This is a genomic window from Streptomyces sp. NPDC058008 (assembly GCF_042886395.1).
Lineage (GTDB): Bacteria > Actinomycetota > Actinomycetes > Streptomycetales > Streptomycetaceae > Streptomyces.
This window is the reverse complement of sequence record NZ_JBHVQX010000017.1, coordinates 57,001-75,940: the sequence shown is the minus strand read 5'-3', so window position 1 is coordinate 75,940 and position 18,940 is coordinate 57,001. Positions and strand designations below refer to the sequence as shown.

Sequence of the window (18,940 nt, the reverse complement as noted above, 5' to 3'; positions counted from 1 at the left end):
CTGTAGAAGCATCCAGCTTCAGCGAGCCTAACTTGACCGCAGGGTCAACTTAAATGCTACCGTCGCGGAATAAGTTGACCCTGCGGTCAAGTATGCCTCTACGGCAAGGAGCTGCCCCCATGTCCAAAGTGATCGCCGTCTTCGGTGCCGGTACCGGCCTGGGTGTGTCCGTCGCCCGCCGTTTCGGACGCGAGGGGTTCCGGGTGGCTCTGGTGGCCCGTCGCAAGGAGAGGCTGGACGCCTTCGTGGCGGAGCTCGCCGGTGAAGGCATCGAGGCGGTGGCGTTCCCCGCGGACCTCTCCGAGCCCGCCGGGGTGCCCGCGCTCGTCGAGGCGATCCGTGAGCGGCTCGGCCGGATCGACGTCGTGGCGTACGGGCCGATCGGCGGCGACCAGGGATTCACCCCGGCCGCCGAACTGGACGCGGCCACCTTGCAAAGCCTGGTGCCGTTGCTGCTGCTCACCCCGGTCGAGGTGGTCCGTGCCGTCCTGCCGGAGTGGACCGGACGCGGCGACGGCGCCTTCCTTCTGGCGCACGGCTATTCGGCGGCGCAGCCCATGCCCCACCTCAGCGGCCTCGGCCCGGTGATGTCCGCCACCCGTAACTACCTGTACTCCCTCAACGCCGAGTTGGCCGGAACGGGCGTCTACGCCGGGGCCCTGACCGTCGGATCCCTGATCGCCCGCAGTGAGGTCGCCGCCAAGGCCAGGGCCGCCTTCGACGCCGTCGACAACCAGCGGTACGAGGTCGTCGACCCGGACGACCTCGCCGAGCACTTCTGGGACATGTACACGAAGCGCGACCGTGTGGAGCAGTTCCACCCGGAGTCGCTGACCCCGCGGGCCGCGACCGCCTAGTACAGCGGCACCCGCACCCCCGCACCCCATGGTCGTGGCGCCCACGTGGGATCCCGGCCGCGCAGTGCCCGAACCCGAACCCGGAGCCGGGGCCAGGGTCCGGGCCGGGGCCAGGAAGTCGCTCGTCAGCAGGGATCCCGCCCAGTGCCCGAACGGCAGCGTGCCGCCGCGTGGACCGGTGCCCTAGCCGACCAATCGGCGGCGCCAGTCCAGAGGAGTGACGGAGATGGCCCGGTCGGGGTCGCCGTCCCACTCGGTGCTGAGGCCGGTTGCCGTGAGTGCGGCCACGATCTCGTCGCCGATGAGCGCGGCACTCCCGGGCGAACCGTCGGAGCTGCCGTACAGGAGCATCAGTCCGTGGCCGGTGGCGGCCGAATCCGTGCACTGGGTGTGGAAGTAGACGAAGCCCCGGGCGTCCGGTCCGCCCTCGCCGCCGATCTCGGTCCCGCCGCAGTTGCGGCAGCAGGTGAAGTTCTCGCGGGCGGTGATGCCGGCCTCCTGGAGGGCGGCGAACGCGCGGGTGAGCCGCTCGGGGTCGGTCTCGCCCTCCCAGCCGGACTGTTCCGCCACGCGCTCCAGCCACATCCGGTCGGCCAGCGCCTCGGCCTGCTCGCGCGAGACCGGCCGACGGCCATCGCCGACCAGGTACTCCTCGGCGATCTCGGCCAGTTCGGCGCGGGAGGAGTAGCCCCCGACCAGCACTTCCCGTACCCGCTTCTCCAGCACCTCGCGCTCGTCCGCTTCGAGGCCGAGCGGCGGAACATCGCGGGCGGGGCCCATGTCCAGGAGCGACCAGTCCGCACCGGCGTCCCAGTCGTCCTCCTGGCGGGCCCATCCGGTGAGGGCCGTGATCACGTCCCCTGGCCGGTCGGTCACCGTCTGGAAGTGCCGGTCGGCGGCGGCGTCGCGGTGCTCCAGGGTGTAGTCGCCGCCGCCCTCGCGCCAGACCTGGGCGAAGACGTCCGGCAGATCGGGTATCCGCTGGATCACCAGGAACCGGTCGCGCCTGTCGCCGATACGCCGGACCAGCGCGGCCAACTCCTCGGCGGACACGCGGACGTGCCGCTCCTGATTCTCCGTCCTCACCACGATCTCGAGCATGTCCCGACTCTTGCACGCCCCTCTGACAGCGGGCCGCGGGCCGCGGGCCGCATGGCGGTCGGGCGCCAGGCCGACGTGCCCGGCCGGCCGTCAGGTTGCCGGTGCGCGCCGCACGGGACGTACGTGCCCTCCTCTCCGGCGCGGTGGCCCTCACGGGTGCCGGACGTGACCCTGATCACTTGCGGATCAATTGATCCATAATCGCTTGACCGGCAGTGAAGGTCGGAGTAATTATTCCGGCATGAACGATCCAGAATTCATGGAGGGCAGTACCGCCACTCGCTCCCCGCTCAGCCGCGCGATGGTGCTGCTGCTGGCGGTGACGTGCGGCGCGGCGGTCGCGAACATCTACTACGCGCAACCGCTGCTCCCCGTCGTCTCCCAGGCGCTGGGGGTCTCCGAGAGCGCCGGAGGCCTGATCGTCACCGCCTCCCAGATCGGCTACGCGCTCTCACTCGGACTGCTGGTGCCCCTCGGCGACGTACTCGAACGGCGCCGGCTGGTGAGCGGGCTGCTGGCCCTGAGCGCCGTCGCCCTCCTTGGTGCGGCGGCCTCTCCGTCCCTGGGCACGCTGTATGCCTCGGTCGCGCTCGTCGGGGTGACCTCCGCGGTGGCGCAGATCGTGGTGCCGATGGCCGCTTCGCTCTCCGCCGACCATGAGCGCGGCGCGGTGGTGGGCACGGTCATGAGCGGTCTCCTCATCGGCATCATGCTCGCGCGGACCGTTGCCGGAGCACTGGCCGAATTCGGTGACTGGCGCCTGGTGTTCGTGTTCGCGGCCGCCGTCATGGTGGTGCTGGCCATCACTCTGCGCCTGGTACTGCGCCCCGTACCGCCGACCGCGAGCACGCCCTACCCCCGGCTGCTGGCCTCGGTGGTGACGCTGGTGCGCACCGAGTCCCTGCTGCGCAGGCGCATGGGCCTGGCCGCGGTCGGCATGGGCGGCTTCACGGTCCTGTGGACCGCCTCGTCGTTCCTGCTGGCCGGTCCCGCCTACGGCTACGGGCCTGCCGCCATCGGCCTGTTCGGCCTGGCGGGGGTCGTCGGGGCCGTCGCCGCGTCGGTGACCGGCCGGATGACGGACCGCGGCCGCGGCCGGCAGGTGACCACCGGTGGGCTGATCGTGTTCGCGGGCAGCTGGGCCGTGCTCGCCCTCGCGGGGCAGGGAGGCCCGGCCGGGCTGAGCGCGCTGGTCATCGGCATCGTGGCACTGAACTTCGCCCAGCAGGCGCTGCTGATCAGCCATCAGAGCGCCCTGTACCGCCGGGTCCCGCACGCGCGCAGCAGGGTCACCACGGCGCTCATGGTCTCCGCGTTCGCCGGCAGTACCGTCTCCTCCGCGCTGACGGCCGCGCTGTACCCGCTCGTGGGCTGGACAGGAGTGTCCGCGCTCGGCGCGCTGATCGCGCTGGCCGGTCTCGCGATCTGGTCCCTGGAACTGCTCCGCCCGAGCCCCGCGGAACCGCTCACCGGCCCGTCGGCGGACGGGGACGTCCACCCGGCCGGTGCCTCCGCCCCCACCACGGGCGTGGACGAGACCCGCGTACTCGTCGAGGAGGCCGCCCGTGCCTGAGATCCGCCGGGTGGCGATCCTGGACGACTACCAGCGCACGGCACACCGCTACGCCGCCTGGGAGTCCCTGCCCGACGGCACCCAACTCACCTTTTTCCCTTTTCACTTGGGTGGAACCGAGGAGGTGGTAGCCGCTCTGCTGCCGTACGACGTGGTCGTGGCCATGCGCGAACGCACCCCCTTTCCCGCCGAGGTGCTCGACAGGCTGCCGAACCTGCGGCTGCTGGTGACCACGGGCCCGGCCAACGCCACCGTCGACATGGCGGCTGCCGCGCGGCGAGGGATCGTGGTCTCGGGTACCCGGGGCGCTGGACTGACCTCGACGGCGGAGCTGACATGGGGGCTCCTGCACGCGCTGACCCGCTCGCTCCCCGCCGAGGAACGGACCCTGCGCGAGGGCGGGTGGCAGCAGACGGTGGGGCGTGACCTGCACGGTGCTCGGCTGGGCGTCGTCGGACTGGGTGGTGTGGGAAGCCGCGTGGCCCGGGTCGGGGTCGCCTTCGGTATGGAAGTCGTCGCCTGGAGCGCCCATCTCGATCCCGGGCACGCGAAAGCGCTGGGCGTCACCCCTGTCGGCAAACGGGAACTGCTGAGCACGTCGGACGTGGTGACGCTCCACGTCCGGCTCTCCCCGCGCACCAGAGGCCTCATCGGCAGGGACGAACTCGCCCTCATGCGCCCGGACGCCCTGCTGGTCAACACCTCGCGGGCACCCGTCGTCGACGAGGCGGCGCTACTGGCCGCACTGCACGCCGGAACGCTGGGCGGAGCCGCCCTGGACGTTCACTCGACCGAGCCGCTGCCGGCGGACTCCCCGTGGCGCGACGCCCCGCGCACCGTGCTCTCCCCGCACCTGGGCTACGTAACCGCCGGCACCTACGAGCTCTTCTACGGCGACGCGCTCGGCGACATCCTGGCCTACGCGGCCGGTGAACCGATCCGCGTACTCACGCGGTGAGGCCGCCGAGGGCATGAACTGGCCGGCGCGCCCCATGCCAGGACGGCGCGGCGCGCCCAGGCCAGGGACCGCGTCGAGGACGCGAACCGGTCGGCGTGCTCCGGCCGGGACTGTACGGCGGACGCGAACCGGTCGGCGTGCTCACGCCGGAGCAGCAACGGATACGCGAACCGGTCGGCGTGCTCACGCCGGAGCAGCAACGGATACGTGAACCGGTCGGCGTGCTCGGGCCGAGGCGGCACCGAGCGTGGCGACCCCGTCGGTGCGTACGCGCGGCGGATGACCCGGGCCCGCCAACCGGTCCGCAGACGCACGTCGTCCTGCCGACACCGAGCACCACCACTCCCGCACACGGACGAGGAAAGGCCTCACCATGACCGCCACCGATCAGACCAGCACGGAACAGGCCCTCACCGAGAGGACCGGCACGGAGCAGGGCGCCAGGGAACGGACCGGCACGGAACAGGCGGTCAGCGGACTGGCCAGGCCCGAGCAGGCCACCAGCGAGCGGACCGTAGTAGAGCAGGCCGCTACCGGGCAGAGCGCCCCGGCCCGCGCGCAGCACGCGGCCGTCGCGGTCCATCAGCGGCGTGATCACGCAGCAGCCGGCTACGAGGGGAGCCACACCGCGGGCCACCCCCGCCACGATCCCGCCGACGATTCGGGCTGCCGTTTGCCGCGCCTGTGGACGCGGACCGTGGGCGACCTCACCCTCACCTACGTGCCCGACGCCGGTGTCCACATGATCCCCACCCGGGTCTACCCCGCATCGGCCGACGAGGACTGGACGGAACACGGCACCCACATGACGGAGGCGGGCCACCTGGCCATGGGATGCGGAGCGCTGCTGGTCGAGCGTCACGGGAAGCGGCTGCTTCTCGACGCCGGCCACGGCAGCATCTCGGGCGAGGACCCGGAACACTTCCAGCACGGCTTCGAGCACGTACGGACGCTCCCCGACCACCTGGAACGCCTGGGAGTCGACCCGGCCACGCTGGAGACGGTCGCCTTCACTCACCTGCACGACGACCACACGGGCTGGGCGAGGCCGGACGCGGTGGACGACGACGCGCGCAGCCTGTTCCCCCACGCACGCTGGATCGTCGGAGAGGGAGAACTACAGGGCCTGGCCCCCGGCTCCGGCCCCCGGCTCGCAGGACAGAGCGAACGGACCACGGCCGTGGCCGACGGAACGGAGATAGCCGAGGGGATACGCGCCTGGGCTCTGCCCGGTCACACGGCGGGGCACACGGCCTGGATCCTCGACACCGGGGACGGCCGCAGGATCGTCGCCTTCGGCGACGCCATGCACTCACCGGTCCAGATCCAGCACCCGGACTGGGAGGTCGTCCTCGACCACGACAGGCCCCAGGCCGAGGCCTCGCGCCGCCGCCTCGTGGAATTCCTGTCCCAGGAAGGCGTCTACGGCTTCGGCGTGCACTTCGCCGACCAGCAACTCGGAACCGTGGACGACACCGGCCACTGGCGCCCCTGGAACGACGCCACGGACAACGGGTAGGGCCCGGAGCCTTCCTCCGCACCCTTGACCTGCTCGGGGAGAGCGATGCCGCACCGCGGACAGACGTACCCGTCCAGCTCGAACCCGGGGCTCCGCACCCAGGGTGGCGTGACGTCAGGCGAGGACCCGGTGGGACGCAGGCCATACGCATCATGAGCGGGGGAGCCGTTGGCCTCCGTGACCGAGGCCGCGGCGACCGTGACGGAGGAGGCGGACGTCTGCGGTCACCCACGTCGCTGTACTCCGTTGCCGCACCGCTAGGCCGCTGACCACGATCTCAAGAACGAGCTGCCTGGAACTACTCCCTCGACGTGAACCTCACCGCGCACTACCGCGCCTGCCACGCGGTGACCCCCGGCATGGTCGAAAGGCGCTGGGGCCGCATCGTGAACATCAGCAGCGTCAACGCCCGCGCCGGGCGGACCGACCTCGTCGCGTACAGCACCGCGAAGGCCGGGCTCCTGGGCCTCACGAGATCCCTCGCCCGTGAACTGGGCCCGTACGGAGTCTGCGTCAACACGGTCCTGCCCGGCGCCATCCAGGTCGAGGCCGAGACCGCGATCCCCGCCCGCCATCGCGCCAGCCCGGAGGACCAGATCAAGCGCCAGTGTGTTCCCCGCCGGGGGCGGCCCGAAGATGTGGCGGCGCTCGTGGCGTTCCTCGTCGGGCCCTCCGCGTCGTTCATCACTGGGCAATCAGTCCACGTCGATGGCGGCCGGCTGATGCACTGAGACCGTCAACAAGCAAGGAGACAGAGCCGAATGATCGAACGAGTCCGAGCCGTCCTCGTCACCGAGCACGACACGATGCTGGTCATCCGCCGTACCAAGCCTGGAGTCCCCGTGTACTGGGTGCTTCCCGGTGGAGGTGTCGAAGCCGAAGACGAATCCCGGGAGGCTGCCCTTCACCGGGAGATCCACGAGGAGATCGCAGGGAAGGCGGATATCGTCCGCCTCCTGCACACGATGGAGTCCGACGACGAGCGTCAGCTGTTCTACCTCACCCGCATTGCGACCTGGTCCTTCGACGACCGCACCGGCCCGGAGTTCAGTGCCCCTGGCCGGGGCGAATACGCGCTGGAGGAGGTCCCGCTGACCGTGGAGGGGATCGACAGCATCGAACTCAAGCCCGAGGAGATCGCCCATGTCCTCCGAGGTGCCCTCGGTGACGGAACTCTCCCTGGTGTCGCTCCGGTCTGAGAGACGAAACGTGGGCGGCTCGGGAGGAGGGCGGCTCTCCTGCGTCCGGATCAGGCGTCGAGGACCTCTGCACCGTGGGCTGCCGCGGTCCGATCGATGCGCGAGGCCAGGTCGAAGCCGGCATCAGTCAGCCGATGCCCGGCGCCATGGGCGGTGTTCCCGAATCGCACGTGATGCCACCGGAGATCGACATCGGCGTAGTGTCCGATCAGACGCTCCACGTCCGCGACGTGCACGATCATGACGACGCCTCCGTGGTAGCGGACCTCGAACCGGCAGGTGATCTCCTTGCCGTCGCGAACTCAGCCCGGCACCCTGCCAGGTGCGCCGTGATCTCCTCGTCGGTCAGCACGTCTCTCGGCTCTGCCTGGGTCGAAGGTGATCGGGATGGGAGCCCCCACGCCGCTCGCTCCGCTCCGGCCGGCACTCGCGAACGGCGCCCCGTCCCATGCTGGAGTCGGAGCGCCCCCGCGGAGGCATGTCTTGGAGCCGCGGGCCTGGTTCTCGTCTCATGCCCCTCGGGCCTGCCCACTGCGGACGCGCGTCGGCGGCGGCAGCGCTGGGGAAGCGCGCCCTGCGGGCCGGAGCGCAGCCGGGTGCCTTGATGAGGCAGAGAAACCTGTAACAGCTCTCGTTCATGAGGTAGAAACCGATAACAGCTCTCGGTTCTCAGACGCATGCGACAGAGCAGATGGCGTCCATTTGCCTGGCACCCAAGGTGCGGACGACTTCACCGCGGCGGGAAGGCTCCTCGAGTCGTGATGGAGGTCCCCGGACACAGCCAGATCAGCATCACCGTGCCCCCACACGCACGTTGTGCAGGACACTCAGCGCGAGGCGATCAGCCACAAGGACCGGCTGCTCAAGAGGCGGCCCGGTCGTGAGTGACCACCGCTGTTGATGTCAGCTGTAGATGTCAAAGACCCCCAGCCGTGATCGGCTGGGGGTCTTTTCGCTTGTGCCCCCGGCAGGATTCGAACCTGCGACACCCGCTTTAGGAGAGCGGTGCTCTATCCCCTGAGCTACGAAGGCGGGGATCTGTCGGGAGGTGTGTCCGGAAGCGCTGGCCGACTCGGCGGCCCTGTCCCGGGCGGGATCCCCACAGTGCTGCGGTGGCGTGGTCGACGTACGACCGTGCCACCGCCGTCAGTGTAGCGCGTAGCACCTCGGGTCCCGGCGAGTCGGTCGGGCTGCCTGTCGGGGGCCGGCCGTGAGACGTCTGTCGGGGGGTGCGGGCCGGGTGCGGGGTGCGTGGGGCGTGGTCCGGGTGGTGGAGCTGTTCGCCAGGTGTGGCCGGTGCGGATGGGCCCCGTCGTCCCCCGTCAGGCGCGGGGCGCGCCGTCGAGGAGTGCCTGGAAAGCGTCGGTTACCGGGCTCAGCGCGCGGTCCAGATCGTCGATGTCGACCGCCTCGTCCGTCGCGGCCCAGCGCCTGAGCACCGCCACGTAGGCCGCCTGTACGGCGCCGCCGATCGCGGCCGGAACGGGGTCGTCCGGGTCGAGGCCCGAGCGTTCCGCCGCGTACCGGCTCACGACCCCGGCCCATACCCGCCAGTGCGCGGCCGTCTCCGCGACGAGCGCGGCGTCCCGGTCCAGGACGCGGAAGCGGTCCAGCCAGGAGTCGGGGGCCGCCGCCTGGGACTGGTACGTCGACCGGACCACCGCCGCTCGCACGGCCGTCATGACCGGTGCGTCGTCGGCGTCGGAGAGAGCCGATCGCAGCCGCTCCACAGCGCGGTCGAACTCGCCCCACACGATCCCCGCCTTCGAACCGAAGTAGCGGAACAGTGTCGAGCGGCCGACGCCGCCGGCTGCCGTGATGGCCTGGAGTGTCGTCGCCTCGTAGCCGTCACGGAGCAGCAGCTCGAAGGCCGCCTCCTCGAGCGCTTCGCGGGTCGAGGCCGGCGGTCGCCCTCGGCGGGCACGGGGGGCAGTCATCGCCCGAGCGTAGAGGAGTATTTTTGGGACGTGGTACCAATAATGGGTCGAGTGCCACCGGTGTCGTGCCGCACGGCACCGCACCACGCCGGTCCCCCGGCCCGCAGACCCCGAGGAGCACACGATGCGCGCATGGCAGTTCACCGAAGTCGGGAAACCTCTCGTCCTGAACGAGGTGCCCGCACCGGCACCCGGCCCGGACGAACTCGTGCTGCGTGTGCGCGCCGCCGGGCTCTGCCACAGCGACGTCGGGTTCCTCGACGGCACGCTGACACCGCTGCTCCCGTTCCGCCCGATCACCCTCGGCCACGAGATCGCGGGCGTGGTCTCGGCCGTGGGATCCGGTGTGACCCGGTTCGCCGTGGGCCAGAAGGTCGTCGTGCCCGCTGCCATCGAAGGCCCGGGGACGTCGAAGAACGGCGGGTTCGCGGACGAGGTCGTCGTGCTCGAACGGCTCGTCGTCGCGCTTCCCGAGGGTGTGCCGTTCGACCAGGCGGCGGCTGCCACCGACGCGGGCCTCACCTCGTACCACGCGGTCTCGGTACAGGGGAACGTAACCGCCGGCTCCCGCGTCGGGATCATCGGCCTCGGCGGGCTCGGCTCGCTCGGCGCGCAGATGGTGCGCGCACTCGACGCCAACCTGTTCGTCGCCGAGAAGAACCAGCGCGTGCACGACTTCGCGCGCTCCCTCGGTGCCGAGCGGGTCGCCGACGACATCACCGACTTCGCCCGCGAGGGCCTCGACGTGGTCATCGACTTCGCCGGTTTCGGAACGACCACCGACGGCGCGATCCATTCCGTCCGCCGCGGCGGGCGGATCGTCCAGGTCGGTCTGGGCCGTGCGCGCGCCGAGATCGACCTCCAGGCGCTCACCCTCAACGAGGTCGAACTCGTCGGCTCGCAGGCCGGGACCAAGGAGGACTGCGCGGCGGTGCTGGACCTCCTGGCCGAGGGCAAGCTGTCTTCGCGCATCACCGAGATCGGTTTCGAGGAGATCGCCGACGGCATCGGCAGGCTCGAACGTGGCGAGGTCATCGGGCGGTTGGTCGCCACGTTCGGGTGACGGAGCGCACCGGATCCAGGAGCGGGCCCGTTCTCGATCCCGATGCTGGTCCCGGTCCCGGTCCCGGTCCCGGTCCCGGCCGTGGTCCCGGTCCCGGTCCCAGCCGTGGTCCCGGTCCTGGTTCGGTCCCGGTCCCGGCCGTGGTCGCGAAGTGGACCTGACGGCCACCCGACCGGCCGGTACGCCGCCACCCGGTCGGCCGGTACGCCGCCACCCGGCCGGCCGGTACGCCGCCGCCGGGCACGTCCTCGTGCCGCCGCCCGGCACGTCCTCGCGGCGGTGCCCGAGCGGTGTCGCGCGGCACGCCCGCCCCGGCCGGGAGCGCGGGTGGCCACGTGTCAGGTTCCCGCCGTCCGGGTCGGCCGGTGGTTGACGAGGGCAGGGTGCGGGCATAGCGTCGCCGGGTCGCTGAGCCAGTGAGTGGAGAGGCCGTTCGTGCCGCACACCGACCCCAGCAGTTCCCCTTCCGCCGCGCCCGGCGACGACCCGGCCGACCGGGCCCGCATCGAGGCGACGCTGACCGGGCCCGGTGCGCCCTTCGCCGTGGTGCGGGACGAGCACGGGGTGCTCGTGTACGCGAACGGGCCCCGCACCCTGGGCGAGTTCGTCGAAGCCACCTGGGCGTTCGGCGGGCACCCGTTCCTCGTCTCGGGTGAACGGACCCTCTCGTACGGGGAGTTCTTCGCGGCCGCCTCGGCGCTGGCCCGCCGGCTCACCGACACGTACGGGCTCCGACCCGGTGAGCGTGCCGTGCTGGCGATGCGCAACCACCCCGAGTGGCAGATCGCGTTCTGGGCGGTACAGCTGGCCGGGCTCGTCGCCGTACCGCTCAACACCTGGTGGACCGAGGAGGAGTTCGCGTACGCCCTCGACGACTGCGAGCCGAAGGTGCTGCTGGTCGACGCGGAGCAGCTGCCGAAGGTGGTGGGCCGGGGCCGGGAGGCCGGTGCGCGCTTCGTCGTCTTCCACGGTGAGGGCGGGGCCGAGCTGCCCGAGGGGGCCGAGTGGTACGCGGACCTGCCGGAGCCCGATCCGTCGGCGGCGCCGCCCGAGGTCGAGATCCGCCCCGAGGACGACGCCACGATCATCTACACCTCCGGCACCACCGGGCGGCCCAAGGGCGCCGTGGCCACCCAGCTCGCCCAGGCGGGCGCGGCCCTCAACCCGCGCTACCAGGCGGCCGCCTCGGCGCTGGGCCGTGGTGTCATCCCGGGCCAGGGTCCGGCGCCGGTCACCCTGATGACGTTCCCGTTCTTCCACGTGGCCGCGTTCACCAGCCTGTACGCGGCGATGGCGGCGGGCGGCACCCTCGTCCTGATGCCGAAGTGGGACGCCCGCGACGCCCTGCGGCTGATCCGCCGGCACGGGGTCACCCACTACGCCGGTGTTCCGGCCACCGCCCTCCAACTGCTCGCGGAGGCGGAGCGCGCGGGCGACGGCCTGGAGAGCCTGCGGGGGCTGAACACCGGTGGGGCGGCCGCCCCACCGGACCTGGTCGCGCGGCTCACGGCGCGGCACGGTGAGCGGATCGAGCCCCGCAACGGCTACGGCCTGACCGAGACCGGCGGTGGGGTGCTGGCCAACTTCGGTGCCGCCTACCGCGCGCATCCGGACTCCGTCGGCACCCCGACCCCGGTCACCGAGGTGCGGATCGCCGGCCCCGGCGGCGAGACGCTCCCCGACGGTGAGGCCGGCGAACTGTGGCTGCGCGGCCAGTCCCTGGTGCGTGGCTACTGGCGCGACGAGGCGGCCACGGCGGGGGCGTTCACCGGCGGCTGGTTCCGTACGGGCGATCTCGCCGTCGTCCGTGACGGACGGGTGGCGGTCGTCGACCGGATCACCGACATGGTGGTCCGGGGCGGCGAGAACGTGTACTGCGTGGAGGTCGAGTCCGTGCTGCACGACCACCCCGACGTCGAGGACGCGGCCGTGGTCGGCGTCCCGCATCCGGTGCTGGGGGAGGAGGTCGCGGCGGTGGTCCGGGTGGCCCCGGAGTCCGCCGTCACGGCCGACGCGCTCCGTGCGTACGCGGGCCGGAGGCTGGCCGCGTTCAAGGTCCCGGCCCATCTGCTGGTGACCCGGGAGCCGCTGCCGCGGAACGCCACGGGCAAGATCCTCAAGCGGGGCCTGCGTACCGCACTTGAGGAGTACGCACTCAGGAGCGCGAACGAGGGCGGGGGCGGGGACGGGAGCGGGGGCAGCGCGTGAGTGTGGTCCGGGCGTGGGGCCGGGAGCGGCGCGCAGGTCGTGGCCCGGAGGTGGCGCGCGGGCTGTGGCCGCGCAGGCCCGGGTCCACGGAGCGGGCTTGCGCGGCGGCCCGCGCGGGGACGACCGCCCGGCGCATGAGCGGCAGCCCGACCGGGGTCGACACCCCGGCGTACGAGCAGCGCCCCGCTTACGGCCTGCGACCGCGTGAGCAGCGCCCCGAGCGGCCACCCGGCTTCACCGGCCTGCGGCCCCATGAGTGGCGCCCCGTGTGGTCACCCGGCCTGCGACCGCGTGAGCAGCGCCCCGAGCGGCCACCCGGCCCCACCGACCTGCCACCGAGTGAGTGGCGCCCCGAGCGGCCACCCGGCTTCACCGGCCTGCGGCCCCATGAGTGGCGCCCCGAGCGGCCACCCGGCCTGCGGCCCCATGAGCAGTGCCCCGAGCGGCCACCCGGCCCCACCGGCCTGCGGCCCCGTGAGTGGCGCCCCGAGCGGTCACGCGCCCTGGTGACGGTGGAGCGGCACCCCCAGCAGTCACCCCTGCCTCACGGCCTGGTGATCCGCACCCTGTAGTTCCCGGCGTCGTCCTTGCCCAGCACCGATATGCGTACGCCGTTGGCCCGGTCGGTGAACGTCTCACCCGGCTGGAACGGGGCGTCGGAGAGTTCGGTGTGGACGTTCGGGCGCCGGGTGCAGCCGCCGCTGTCCTCCGTGCTGTCCTCGACGGAGACCGGGCCGCGTCCGGTGTCCACGTCGGAGCTCACCTTGTAGATGAGGACGCCGGGCCGGCAGACCGCCTCGTCGTTGCCCTCCGGGGTGCGCACCTCCACCGCGTAGCCGGACTGCGCGCTCACCGGGACGAAGGCCAGCTTCGGGCCGCCCGTCGTGGCCAGCGGCTCCAGGGTGTGTTCGGTGGTGCCCGGCATCGCGTCGCACCTGACCTGGTCGCCGTCGAGCCAGCCGAGCTTCCACTTGTGCCAGCCCAGGAGGTCGTTGTTGGCCCCCCAGTCCTCGGACATGATGTCCCAGTGCCCCACGGAGCCGCCGCCCTCCGTCGTGTAGAGGTCGGGCAGCCCGAAGACGTGGCCGTTCTCGTGGGGGAGGACCCGGTAGCCGGTCTCCGCGTAGGAGCCCGAACCGTCGTCCTGACGGCTGTAGACGAAGGACGTGTTGGCGAGCGGGACGCCGTCGGCGACGGGGGCGTCGTCGTTGCCGGAGAAGGTCACCGAGAGGACGGTGTCGAGGGCGGAGGGGCCGGCGTTCGGGGTGACCAGTACGTTGACCAGGTCGTACTTGGAGAAGTCGACCTTGGGGTCGGCGACGGACACCAGGTCCTTGACCATCTTGCGGTAGCCCGGTTCGTACGGTGCGCCGCGTTCTATCCCGTACTCGGAGAACGGGAGCGGCATCCGCAGCCAGTCCTTGACGGGGGCCTCGGGCAGATAGGTGAGCCGGCCGTAGGAGCTGGTGCGGAACCAGTCGGAGGTCTGCGGGAAGAACTCCGCGAGCCGTTCCGCCGCCGGTTCGGTCGCCTGCGCGTCGGGGAAGTCGATCATCAGGTTCAGTGCTCGGATCCGGCCGGTGGAGCGTGCGTAGCCGGGCGGGGTCGGCATGCCCTCCGACATCTGTACGCCCATGGCCGTGGGTATCCGGCAGGGTGCGAGGCCGGTTCCGCGCGGGGTGGCGACCGGTCCGGCGGAGGCGCGGCTGGCGACGGGGAGGGTGGAGCTGGCCGACGCCATCGTCGCGATGACCAGGGCCACCGCGCCGGCGAGCGCGAGGGGGCGATGTCCGCGTATCCGGTGGCGGGGCTGCTGCATAGGGCATCGCCTTCGGTCAGCGGCAGCCGGCCGACTCTGACTGCGCTCTGGCGATCAGCCTCTGCCGGGTCGTGGGGGACCGCTCGCTGGGTGCGCCGATGGGGGGATCTTTGCCGCGCATCCGTTTGTGACGCAGGTCACGGTGGAGCCGGGAAATAACCGGGGATCCTCTCCCCGTTTGCACCTGTGTCCTCGCGAAACGGGGATGTGGTCCCCGGTTGTGCCGGAGGGGCCGCCCCGCACCGGAGAGAAGGGCCGCAGTCGTGGAGACCGCCGTCGAGAACGCCACCCGCACCGTGCGGCGTACGCCCCGTCCGCGGGCCGACGCGCTGCGCAACCGGGAGCGGATCGTGGCGGCCGCGCGTGAGATGTTCGTCGAGTTCGGGCCCGACGTGCCGCTCGACGAGGTCGCGCGCAGGGCCGGAGTCGGCAACGCCACGCTCTACCGGAACTTCCCCGACCGTGCGGCTCTGATCCACGAGGTCGTCCTCGCCGTCACCTCCCGCACCACCGACCGGGCGGAAGAGGCCGTCGCGGCCGAGTCCGACCCGTTCGCCGCGCTCAGCCGCTTCGTGCACGCGGCGGCCGACGAACGGATCGGCGCGCTGTGCCCGATGCTGTCCGGCGGCTTCGACACCGCCCACCCCGAACTGCTCACCGAGCGCCGACGCCTCGAACAGGCCGTCGAAGGACTCGTGGAGCGTGCCATGTCCGCAGGGAGGCTGCGCACCGACATCGCCGTCGGTGACGTGCTCGTCGCCCTCTCCCAGCTCACCCGGCCGCTTCCCGGCATCGCCTGCCTGGACATCGACCGGTTCACCCACCGCCATCTGCAGCTCTTCCTGGACGGTCTGGAAACCCCGGCCCGCTCCGAGCTGCCGGGATCGGCGGCGACCTTGGAGGACCTGCGCTTCGGCTGCTGACCCGCACGCACCGGAGAACCGACCCACAGACAGATCCCGGCCCCTGCGGCCCCCATCCGCCCCGTGAAGCCGGCCCGGCCCTGACACACAGGTCCGGCCGCCGGAACCGCCTGCCCTTCCCCGGCGCGTAGGCGGGCCCGTCCGCGGCCCGTCCGCCGAATCCGCAACGTCCCGTGTCCTTAGGTGGCTACTCCCATGTCGAAAACAGCCGGAACCCTTCCGGATCCCAGTCGCTGGAAAGCACTGGCCTTCATCGCCCTCGCCCAGCTGATGGTCGTGCTCGACGCGACCATCGTGAACATCGCCCTGCCCTCGGCCCAGGCCGACCTGGGCATCTCCGACGGCAACAAGCAGTGGGTGATCACCGCCTATGCCCTCGCCTTCGGCGGGCTCCTGCTCTTCGGGGGGCGCATATCCGACCTCTGGGGCCGTAAGCGGACCTTCCTGGTGGGTCTGATCGGCTTCGCCCTGGCCTCCGCGCTCGGCGGCGCCGCCACCGGCCAGGCCATGATGTTCGGCTCGCGCGCCCTGCAGGGTGTCTTCGGAGCCCTGCTCGCCCCGGCCGCGCTCTCCCTGCTCGCGGTGATGTTCACCGACGCCAAGGAGCGCGCCAAGGCCTTCGGGATCTACGGGGCCATCGCCGGCGGCGGTGGCGCGGTCGGCCTGATCCTCGGCGGCTTCCTGACCGAGTACCTCAACTGGCGCTGGACGTTCTTCGTCAACATCCCGTTCGCCGTGATCGCCGCCGCGGGCGCGTACTTCGTCATCCGCGAGCCGGCCGGCGGCCGCAACCGCTCCCCGCTCGACATCCCCGGCGTCGTGCTGTCCACGCTGGGCCTGGTGTCCCTGGTGTACGGCTTCACCCGCGCCGAGTCGGCCGGCTGGTCGGACTCGCTGACCGTCGGCATGTTCGTCGCCGCCGCCGTGCTGCTCGCGGCCTTCGCCCTCATCGAGTCGCGGGTGAAGTCCCCGCTGCTGCCCCTGCGCGTCCTCACCGAGCGCAACCGCGGCGGGGTCTACCTCTCGCTGGGCCTCGCCATCATCGCGATGTTCGGGCTCTTCCTCTTCCTCACCTACTACCTCCAGGTGGTCAAGGGCTACACCCCGGTCAAGACCGGATTCGCGTTCCTGCCGATGATCGCGGGCATGATCACCGGTTCCACGCAGATCGGCGCCCGGCTGATGACCCGCGTCCCGCCGCGGCTGCTGATGGGACCCGGCTTCCTGGTGGCGGCCGTCGGCATGCTCCTGCTGACCCAGCTGGACATCGACACCTCCTACGCGGCCGTCATCCTGCCGGCCCAGCTGCTGCTCGGCCTGGGGATGGGTACGGCGTTCATGCCGGCCATGTCGCTGGCCACGCACGGCATCGAGCCGCGTGACGCGGGGGTGGCCTCCGCGATGGTGAACACCTCGCAGCAGGTCGGCGGCGCCATCGGTACGGCGCTGCTCAACACCATCGCCGCGGGCGCCACCACCGCCTACATCGCCGACCACGCGGCCGGAGCGAGCGACCCGAGGCTGCTCCAGCTCCAGGCCATGGTCACCGGCTTCGCCAGTGCCATCTGGTGGGCGGTCGGGATCCTGGTCGCCGCCTCCGCGATCGCGGTGACGCTGATCAACACCGGACGCCCGGGCAGCGGCGCGGCCGGCGGCCGGGGAGACCTGGCGGACGGGGCCGAGGACGAGGTCAGGATCCCGGTCGTCGCGCACTGACCGGGGCGCCGGGCGGGTGACCGGCCCGGCGCCGTCCGTCCGGCGTGACGGCTGACGCCTTCCGTACGGGCCCCGCGCCCACTGTCTGCCCTGGTTCCGCTCAGCGGAGCCAGGGCAGATCCGCGTCCGTATCCTCCGGCTGCAAGCCGGTGGCGATGACCTGCATGATCTCGCCGAGGCTCTGCACCTGCTGCGGGCTGAGCCGGGAGAACATCGCCTGGCGCACGGCCGCGACGTGTCCCGGTGCGGACCGCGCCAGCATGTCGTAGCCCTCGTCGGTGAGGACCGCGTTCTGGCCGCGCTTGTCGGAGGGGCAGTCCTCGCGGCGGACCCAGCCGTTCTTCTCCAGCCGTGCCACGGCGTGCGAGAGGCGGGAACGGGTGATCTTGGCGTCCTTGGCCAGCTCGGTCATGCGCTTACGCCGCCGGGGGGCCTGGGAGAGGTTGACCAGCAGTCCGTAGTAGGTATGCGGCATGCCCGCGTCGCGCTGCAACTGGCGGTCGAGGTGGTCCTCCATGAGCGTGGTGGCGTGGAGATAGGCGCGCCACACGCTCTGCTCTTCATCGGTGAGCCACCGGGGCCCACCGGGCGATGCCGTGGTCATGTACTCCACTGTACGACCTTTTCTTGAAAGTTGAACTAGATAGAGCTAAGGTCTCCGGTAGTTGGAACTTGAAGATTCAAGATTCGGGTCCGAAGAGCCGATCCGCCGAATCCCAGGGTGCTCGCGCAGATGCCCGTTCCCGGTGCCTGTAGAGAACACACATACCTTGATCGGCAGAGGAATGGGAGTGCCATGACAGCCGCCGCGGAACGTATGCCCGCCCTCTACCTCTCCCACGGCGCCCCGCCGCTCGCCGACGATCCGGTCTGGCCCGGACAGCTCGCGGCCTGGTCGGAAGGGCTGCCGCGGCCCAAGGCGATCCTGATGGTCTCCGCACACTGGGAGGAGGCCCCGCTCGCCCTCGGCGCCACCGAGCCCGTGCCGCTGGTCTACGACTTCTGGGGCTTCCCCGAGCACTACTACCAGGTGCGGTACGACGCCCCCGGGGCCCCGAAGCTCGCGGACGACGTCCGCAAACTGCTGCGCGGCGCCGGCACCCCGGTCCAGGACATCCCCGACCGCGGCCTCGACCACGGGGCGTACGTGCCGCTGGTCGAGATGTTCCCGGCCGCCGACATCCCCGTCCTGCAGATCTCCATGCCGACGCTCGACCCGCAGAAGCTGATGGCCATCGGACGCAGGCTCGCCCCGCTGCGCGACGAAGGCGTGCTGATCGTCGGGAGCGGCTTCTTCACCCACAACCTGGCGGCGCTGCGGCACACCGGCGGCGGCACGCCCGGCTGGTCCGCCGAGTTCGACGACTGGGGGCACCGGGCGCTCCAGGCGCAGGACGTCGACTCCCTGCTGGACTTCGAGCACGCCTCACCGGCGGGCCGGCTGGCCCACCCGCGCACGGAGCACTTCGCGCCGCTCTTCGTCACCCTCGGAGCGGCCGAGGCCGAACTCGATCAGGGGCGCAGCGTCATCGACGGCTTCTGGATGGGTCTGGCGAAGCGCTCGGTGCAGTTCGGCTGAGGCCGGGTACGGCACCGGTGGGCGGCGGCTTCCCGCACCAGGACACGTCCGGGTGGCCGCCGGGCCTGCGGCCCGCCACCTCGTACGTCCCGCGTGGCGGAAACCGGAGGTGCGGTGGGGCCTGCCGGGCGGGGCGACCGTGGCACGGGCGCGCTGGCCGGTCGGTGACGGCCTGGAACACGGCCCCTTCGGGGAACGGGCCGGCCTCACGCCCCGTCGCGTCCGGGCGCGGTGCGCGCTGATACCGGGCGCGGTGCTGTGCGCCGCTCCGGGGCCGTACCCGCTGCTGGTCGCGTGGCCGAGGACATGTGTCGCCCCCTCCCGGGTACCAGGGTCCGGAGCAACCAGAAGCCGGTGGGGGCCGTCTTCCGGGTGGGACCGCAACCAGGGGCGGCCGCTCCTGAGGGGTGAACGCGACGGTGTCGAAGGTGAGCGCGGTCTCACGGGCGTCGTGGTCGGCGATGTCCGTGAGGGCTCCGGGGCCGGCC

General features: G+C 71.8%; 15 protein-coding genes, 1 tRNA gene and 3 pseudogenes. 13 read left to right on the top strand and 6 right to left on the bottom strand.

Features of this window, described 5'->3' with window-relative positions; genetic code table 11:
- Nucleotides 1-119 precede the first annotated feature (119 nt).
- Nucleotides 120-857 (top strand): SDR family NAD(P)-dependent oxidoreductase, encoded by a 738-nt coding sequence (locus tag ACFVS9_RS18925; RefSeq protein ID WP_389933716.1) that lies wholly within the window; start codon nt 120-122, stop codon nt 855-857.
- A 183-nt stretch (nt 858-1,040) separates the two neighbouring features.
- Here ACFVS9_RS18925 and ACFVS9_RS18920 read toward each other — a convergent pair whose 3' ends face one another.
- The gene (locus tag ACFVS9_RS18920; protein ID WP_389933713.1) at nt 1,041-1,958 is read right to left on the bottom strand and encodes a DUF6891 domain-containing protein; all 918 of its coding nucleotides are present in this window, start codon (nt 1,956-1,958) and stop codon (nt 1,041-1,043) included.
- A 241-nt stretch (nt 1,959-2,199) separates the two neighbouring features.
- On the opposite strand from ACFVS9_RS18920, the gene ACFVS9_RS18915 reads away from it, so the two are divergent.
- The 5 genes and pseudogenes from ACFVS9_RS18915 to ACFVS9_RS18895 all read left to right on the top strand — a co-directional run bounded on the left by ACFVS9_RS18915 (nt 2,200) and on the right by ACFVS9_RS18895 (nt 7,207).
- Nucleotides 2,200-3,531, top strand: coding sequence for an MFS transporter (locus ACFVS9_RS18915; RefSeq protein ID WP_389933710.1), 1,332 nt, complete (start codon nt 2,200-2,202; stop codon nt 3,529-3,531).
- Nucleotides 3,524-4,489: a D-2-hydroxyacid dehydrogenase family protein gene (locus ACFVS9_RS18910; RefSeq protein WP_389933709.1), complete on the top strand. Its 966-nt coding sequence runs from the start codon at nt 3,524-3,526 to the stop codon at nt 4,487-4,489. Before ACFVS9_RS18915 ends, ACFVS9_RS18910 begins: the two co-directional genes overlap by 8 nt.
- 373 nt (nt 4,490-4,862) lie before the next feature.
- Nucleotides 4,863-6,008 (top strand): MBL fold metallo-hydrolase, encoded by a 1,146-nt coding sequence (locus ACFVS9_RS18905; RefSeq protein ID WP_383113606.1) that lies wholly within the window; start codon nt 4,863-4,865, stop codon nt 6,006-6,008.
- Nucleotides 6,009-6,301: 293 nt separating this feature from the next.
- A pseudogene (locus ACFVS9_RS18900) lies at nt 6,302-6,739 on the top strand (SDR family NAD(P)-dependent oxidoreductase); the annotation flags it as partial.
- 30 nt (nt 6,740-6,769) lie between these two features.
- Nucleotides 6,770-7,207 (top strand): NUDIX domain-containing protein, encoded by a 438-nt coding sequence (locus tag ACFVS9_RS18895; RefSeq protein WP_389933707.1) that lies wholly within the window; start codon nt 6,770-6,772, stop codon nt 7,205-7,207.
- Nucleotides 7,208-7,257: 50 nt separating this feature from the next.
- Here ACFVS9_RS18895 and ACFVS9_RS18890 read toward each other — a convergent pair.
- Nucleotides 7,258-7,506, bottom strand: a pseudogene (locus tag ACFVS9_RS18890) (4a-hydroxytetrahydrobiopterin dehydratase); the annotation flags it as partial.
- Between the two features lie 438 nt (nt 7,507-7,944).
- Between ACFVS9_RS18890 and ACFVS9_RS18885 the strand changes: the two are divergent.
- Nucleotides 7,945-8,095 (top strand): annotated as a pseudogene (locus tag ACFVS9_RS18885) (site-specific integrase); the annotation flags it as partial.
- A gap of 71 nt (nt 8,096-8,166) precedes the next feature.
- Here ACFVS9_RS18885 and ACFVS9_RS18880 read toward each other — a convergent pair.
- Nucleotides 8,167-8,239, bottom strand: a tRNA-Arg gene (locus ACFVS9_RS18880).
- A 290-nt stretch (nt 8,240-8,529) separates the two neighbouring features.
- Nucleotides 8,530-9,144, bottom strand: a complete 615-nt coding sequence (locus tag ACFVS9_RS18875; protein WP_389933705.1) for a TetR family transcriptional regulator — start codon at nt 9,142-9,144, stop codon at nt 8,530-8,532.
- 124 nt (nt 9,145-9,268) lie between these two features.
- On the opposite strand from ACFVS9_RS18875, the gene ACFVS9_RS18870 reads away from it, so the two are divergent.
- From ACFVS9_RS18870 to ACFVS9_RS18860, 3 genes are all read left to right on the top strand, one after another.
- Nucleotides 9,269-10,207, top strand: a complete 939-nt coding sequence (locus ACFVS9_RS18870) for a zinc-binding dehydrogenase (protein WP_389933703.1) — start codon at nt 9,269-9,271, stop codon at nt 10,205-10,207.
- Nucleotides 10,208-10,642: 435 nt separating this feature from the next.
- Entirely contained in the window at nt 10,643-12,415 is a 1,773-nt protein-coding gene (locus tag ACFVS9_RS18865) for a class I adenylate-forming enzyme family protein (protein ID WP_389933702.1), read from the top strand.
- Nucleotides 12,416-12,549: 134 nt separating this feature from the next.
- Nucleotides 12,550-12,987, top strand: a complete 438-nt coding sequence (locus tag ACFVS9_RS18860; protein WP_389933700.1) for a hypothetical protein — start codon at nt 12,550-12,552, stop codon at nt 12,985-12,987.
- Here ACFVS9_RS18860 and ACFVS9_RS18855 read toward each other — a convergent pair.
- On the bottom strand, nt 12,960-14,234 hold the full coding sequence (locus tag ACFVS9_RS18855; protein ID WP_383113612.1) for a M6 family metalloprotease domain-containing protein: 1,275 nt from the start codon (nt 14,232-14,234) through the stop codon (nt 12,960-12,962). The genes ACFVS9_RS18860 and ACFVS9_RS18855 overlap by 28 nt on opposite strands.
- 263 nt (nt 14,235-14,497) lie before the next feature.
- On the opposite strand from ACFVS9_RS18855, the gene ACFVS9_RS18850 reads away from it, so the two are divergent.
- Entirely contained in the window at nt 14,498-15,157 is a 660-nt protein-coding gene (locus ACFVS9_RS18850; RefSeq protein WP_383113613.1) for a TetR/AcrR family transcriptional regulator, read from the top strand.
- Between the two features lie 195 nt (nt 15,158-15,352).
- Nucleotides 15,353-16,873: an MFS transporter gene (locus ACFVS9_RS18845; protein WP_389933697.1), complete on the top strand. Its 1,521-nt coding sequence runs from the start codon at nt 15,353-15,355 to the stop codon at nt 16,871-16,873.
- A gap of 100 nt (nt 16,874-16,973) precedes the next feature.
- On the opposite strand, the gene ACFVS9_RS18840 is transcribed toward ACFVS9_RS18845, so the two are convergent.
- Nucleotides 16,974-17,486, bottom strand: a complete 513-nt coding sequence (locus ACFVS9_RS18840; RefSeq protein ID WP_383113615.1) for a MarR family winged helix-turn-helix transcriptional regulator — start codon at nt 17,484-17,486, stop codon at nt 16,974-16,976.
- Between the two features lie 183 nt (nt 17,487-17,669).
- Here ACFVS9_RS18840 and ACFVS9_RS18835 point away from each other — a divergent pair, with 183 nt between their 5' ends.
- Entirely contained in the window at nt 17,670-18,452 is a 783-nt protein-coding gene (locus tag ACFVS9_RS18835; RefSeq protein WP_383113616.1) for a dioxygenase, read from the top strand.
- The last annotated feature ends 488 nt before the right edge of the window (nt 18,453-18,940 follow it).

Excerpts from the sequence above, each read along its gene's own strand:
- ACFVS9_RS18925 (WP_389933716.1), top strand. The coding sequence starts at position 120 with ATGTCCAAAGTGATCGCCGTCTTCGGTGCCGGTACCGGCCTGGGTGTG.
- ACFVS9_RS18920 (WP_389933713.1), bottom strand. The coding sequence starts at position 1,958 with ATGCTCGAGATCGTGGTGAGGACGGAGAATCAGGAGCGGCACGTCCGC.
- ACFVS9_RS18915 (WP_389933710.1), top strand. The coding sequence starts at position 2,200 with ATGAACGATCCAGAATTCATGGAGGGCAGTACCGCCACTCGCTCCCCG.
- ACFVS9_RS18905 (WP_383113606.1), top strand. The coding sequence starts at position 4,863 with ATGACCGCCACCGATCAGACCAGCACGGAACAGGCCCTCACCGAGAGG.
- ACFVS9_RS18895 (WP_389933707.1), top strand. The coding sequence starts at position 6,770 with ATGATCGAACGAGTCCGAGCCGTCCTCGTCACCGAGCACGACACGATG.
- ACFVS9_RS18875 (WP_389933705.1), bottom strand. The coding sequence starts at position 9,144 with ATGACTGCCCCCCGTGCCCGCCGAGGGCGACCGCCGGCCTCGACCCGC.
- ACFVS9_RS18870 (WP_389933703.1), top strand. The coding sequence starts at position 9,269 with ATGCGCGCATGGCAGTTCACCGAAGTCGGGAAACCTCTCGTCCTGAAC.
- ACFVS9_RS18860 (WP_389933700.1), top strand. The coding sequence starts at position 12,550 with ATGAGCGGCAGCCCGACCGGGGTCGACACCCCGGCGTACGAGCAGCGC.
- ACFVS9_RS18855 (WP_383113612.1), bottom strand. The coding sequence starts at position 14,234 with ATGCAGCAGCCCCGCCACCGGATACGCGGACATCGCCCCCTCGCGCTC.
- ACFVS9_RS18845 (WP_389933697.1), top strand. The coding sequence starts at position 15,353 with ATGTCGAAAACAGCCGGAACCCTTCCGGATCCCAGTCGCTGGAAAGCA.
- ACFVS9_RS18835 (WP_383113616.1), top strand. The coding sequence starts at position 17,670 with ATGACAGCCGCCGCGGAACGTATGCCCGCCCTCTACCTCTCCCACGGC.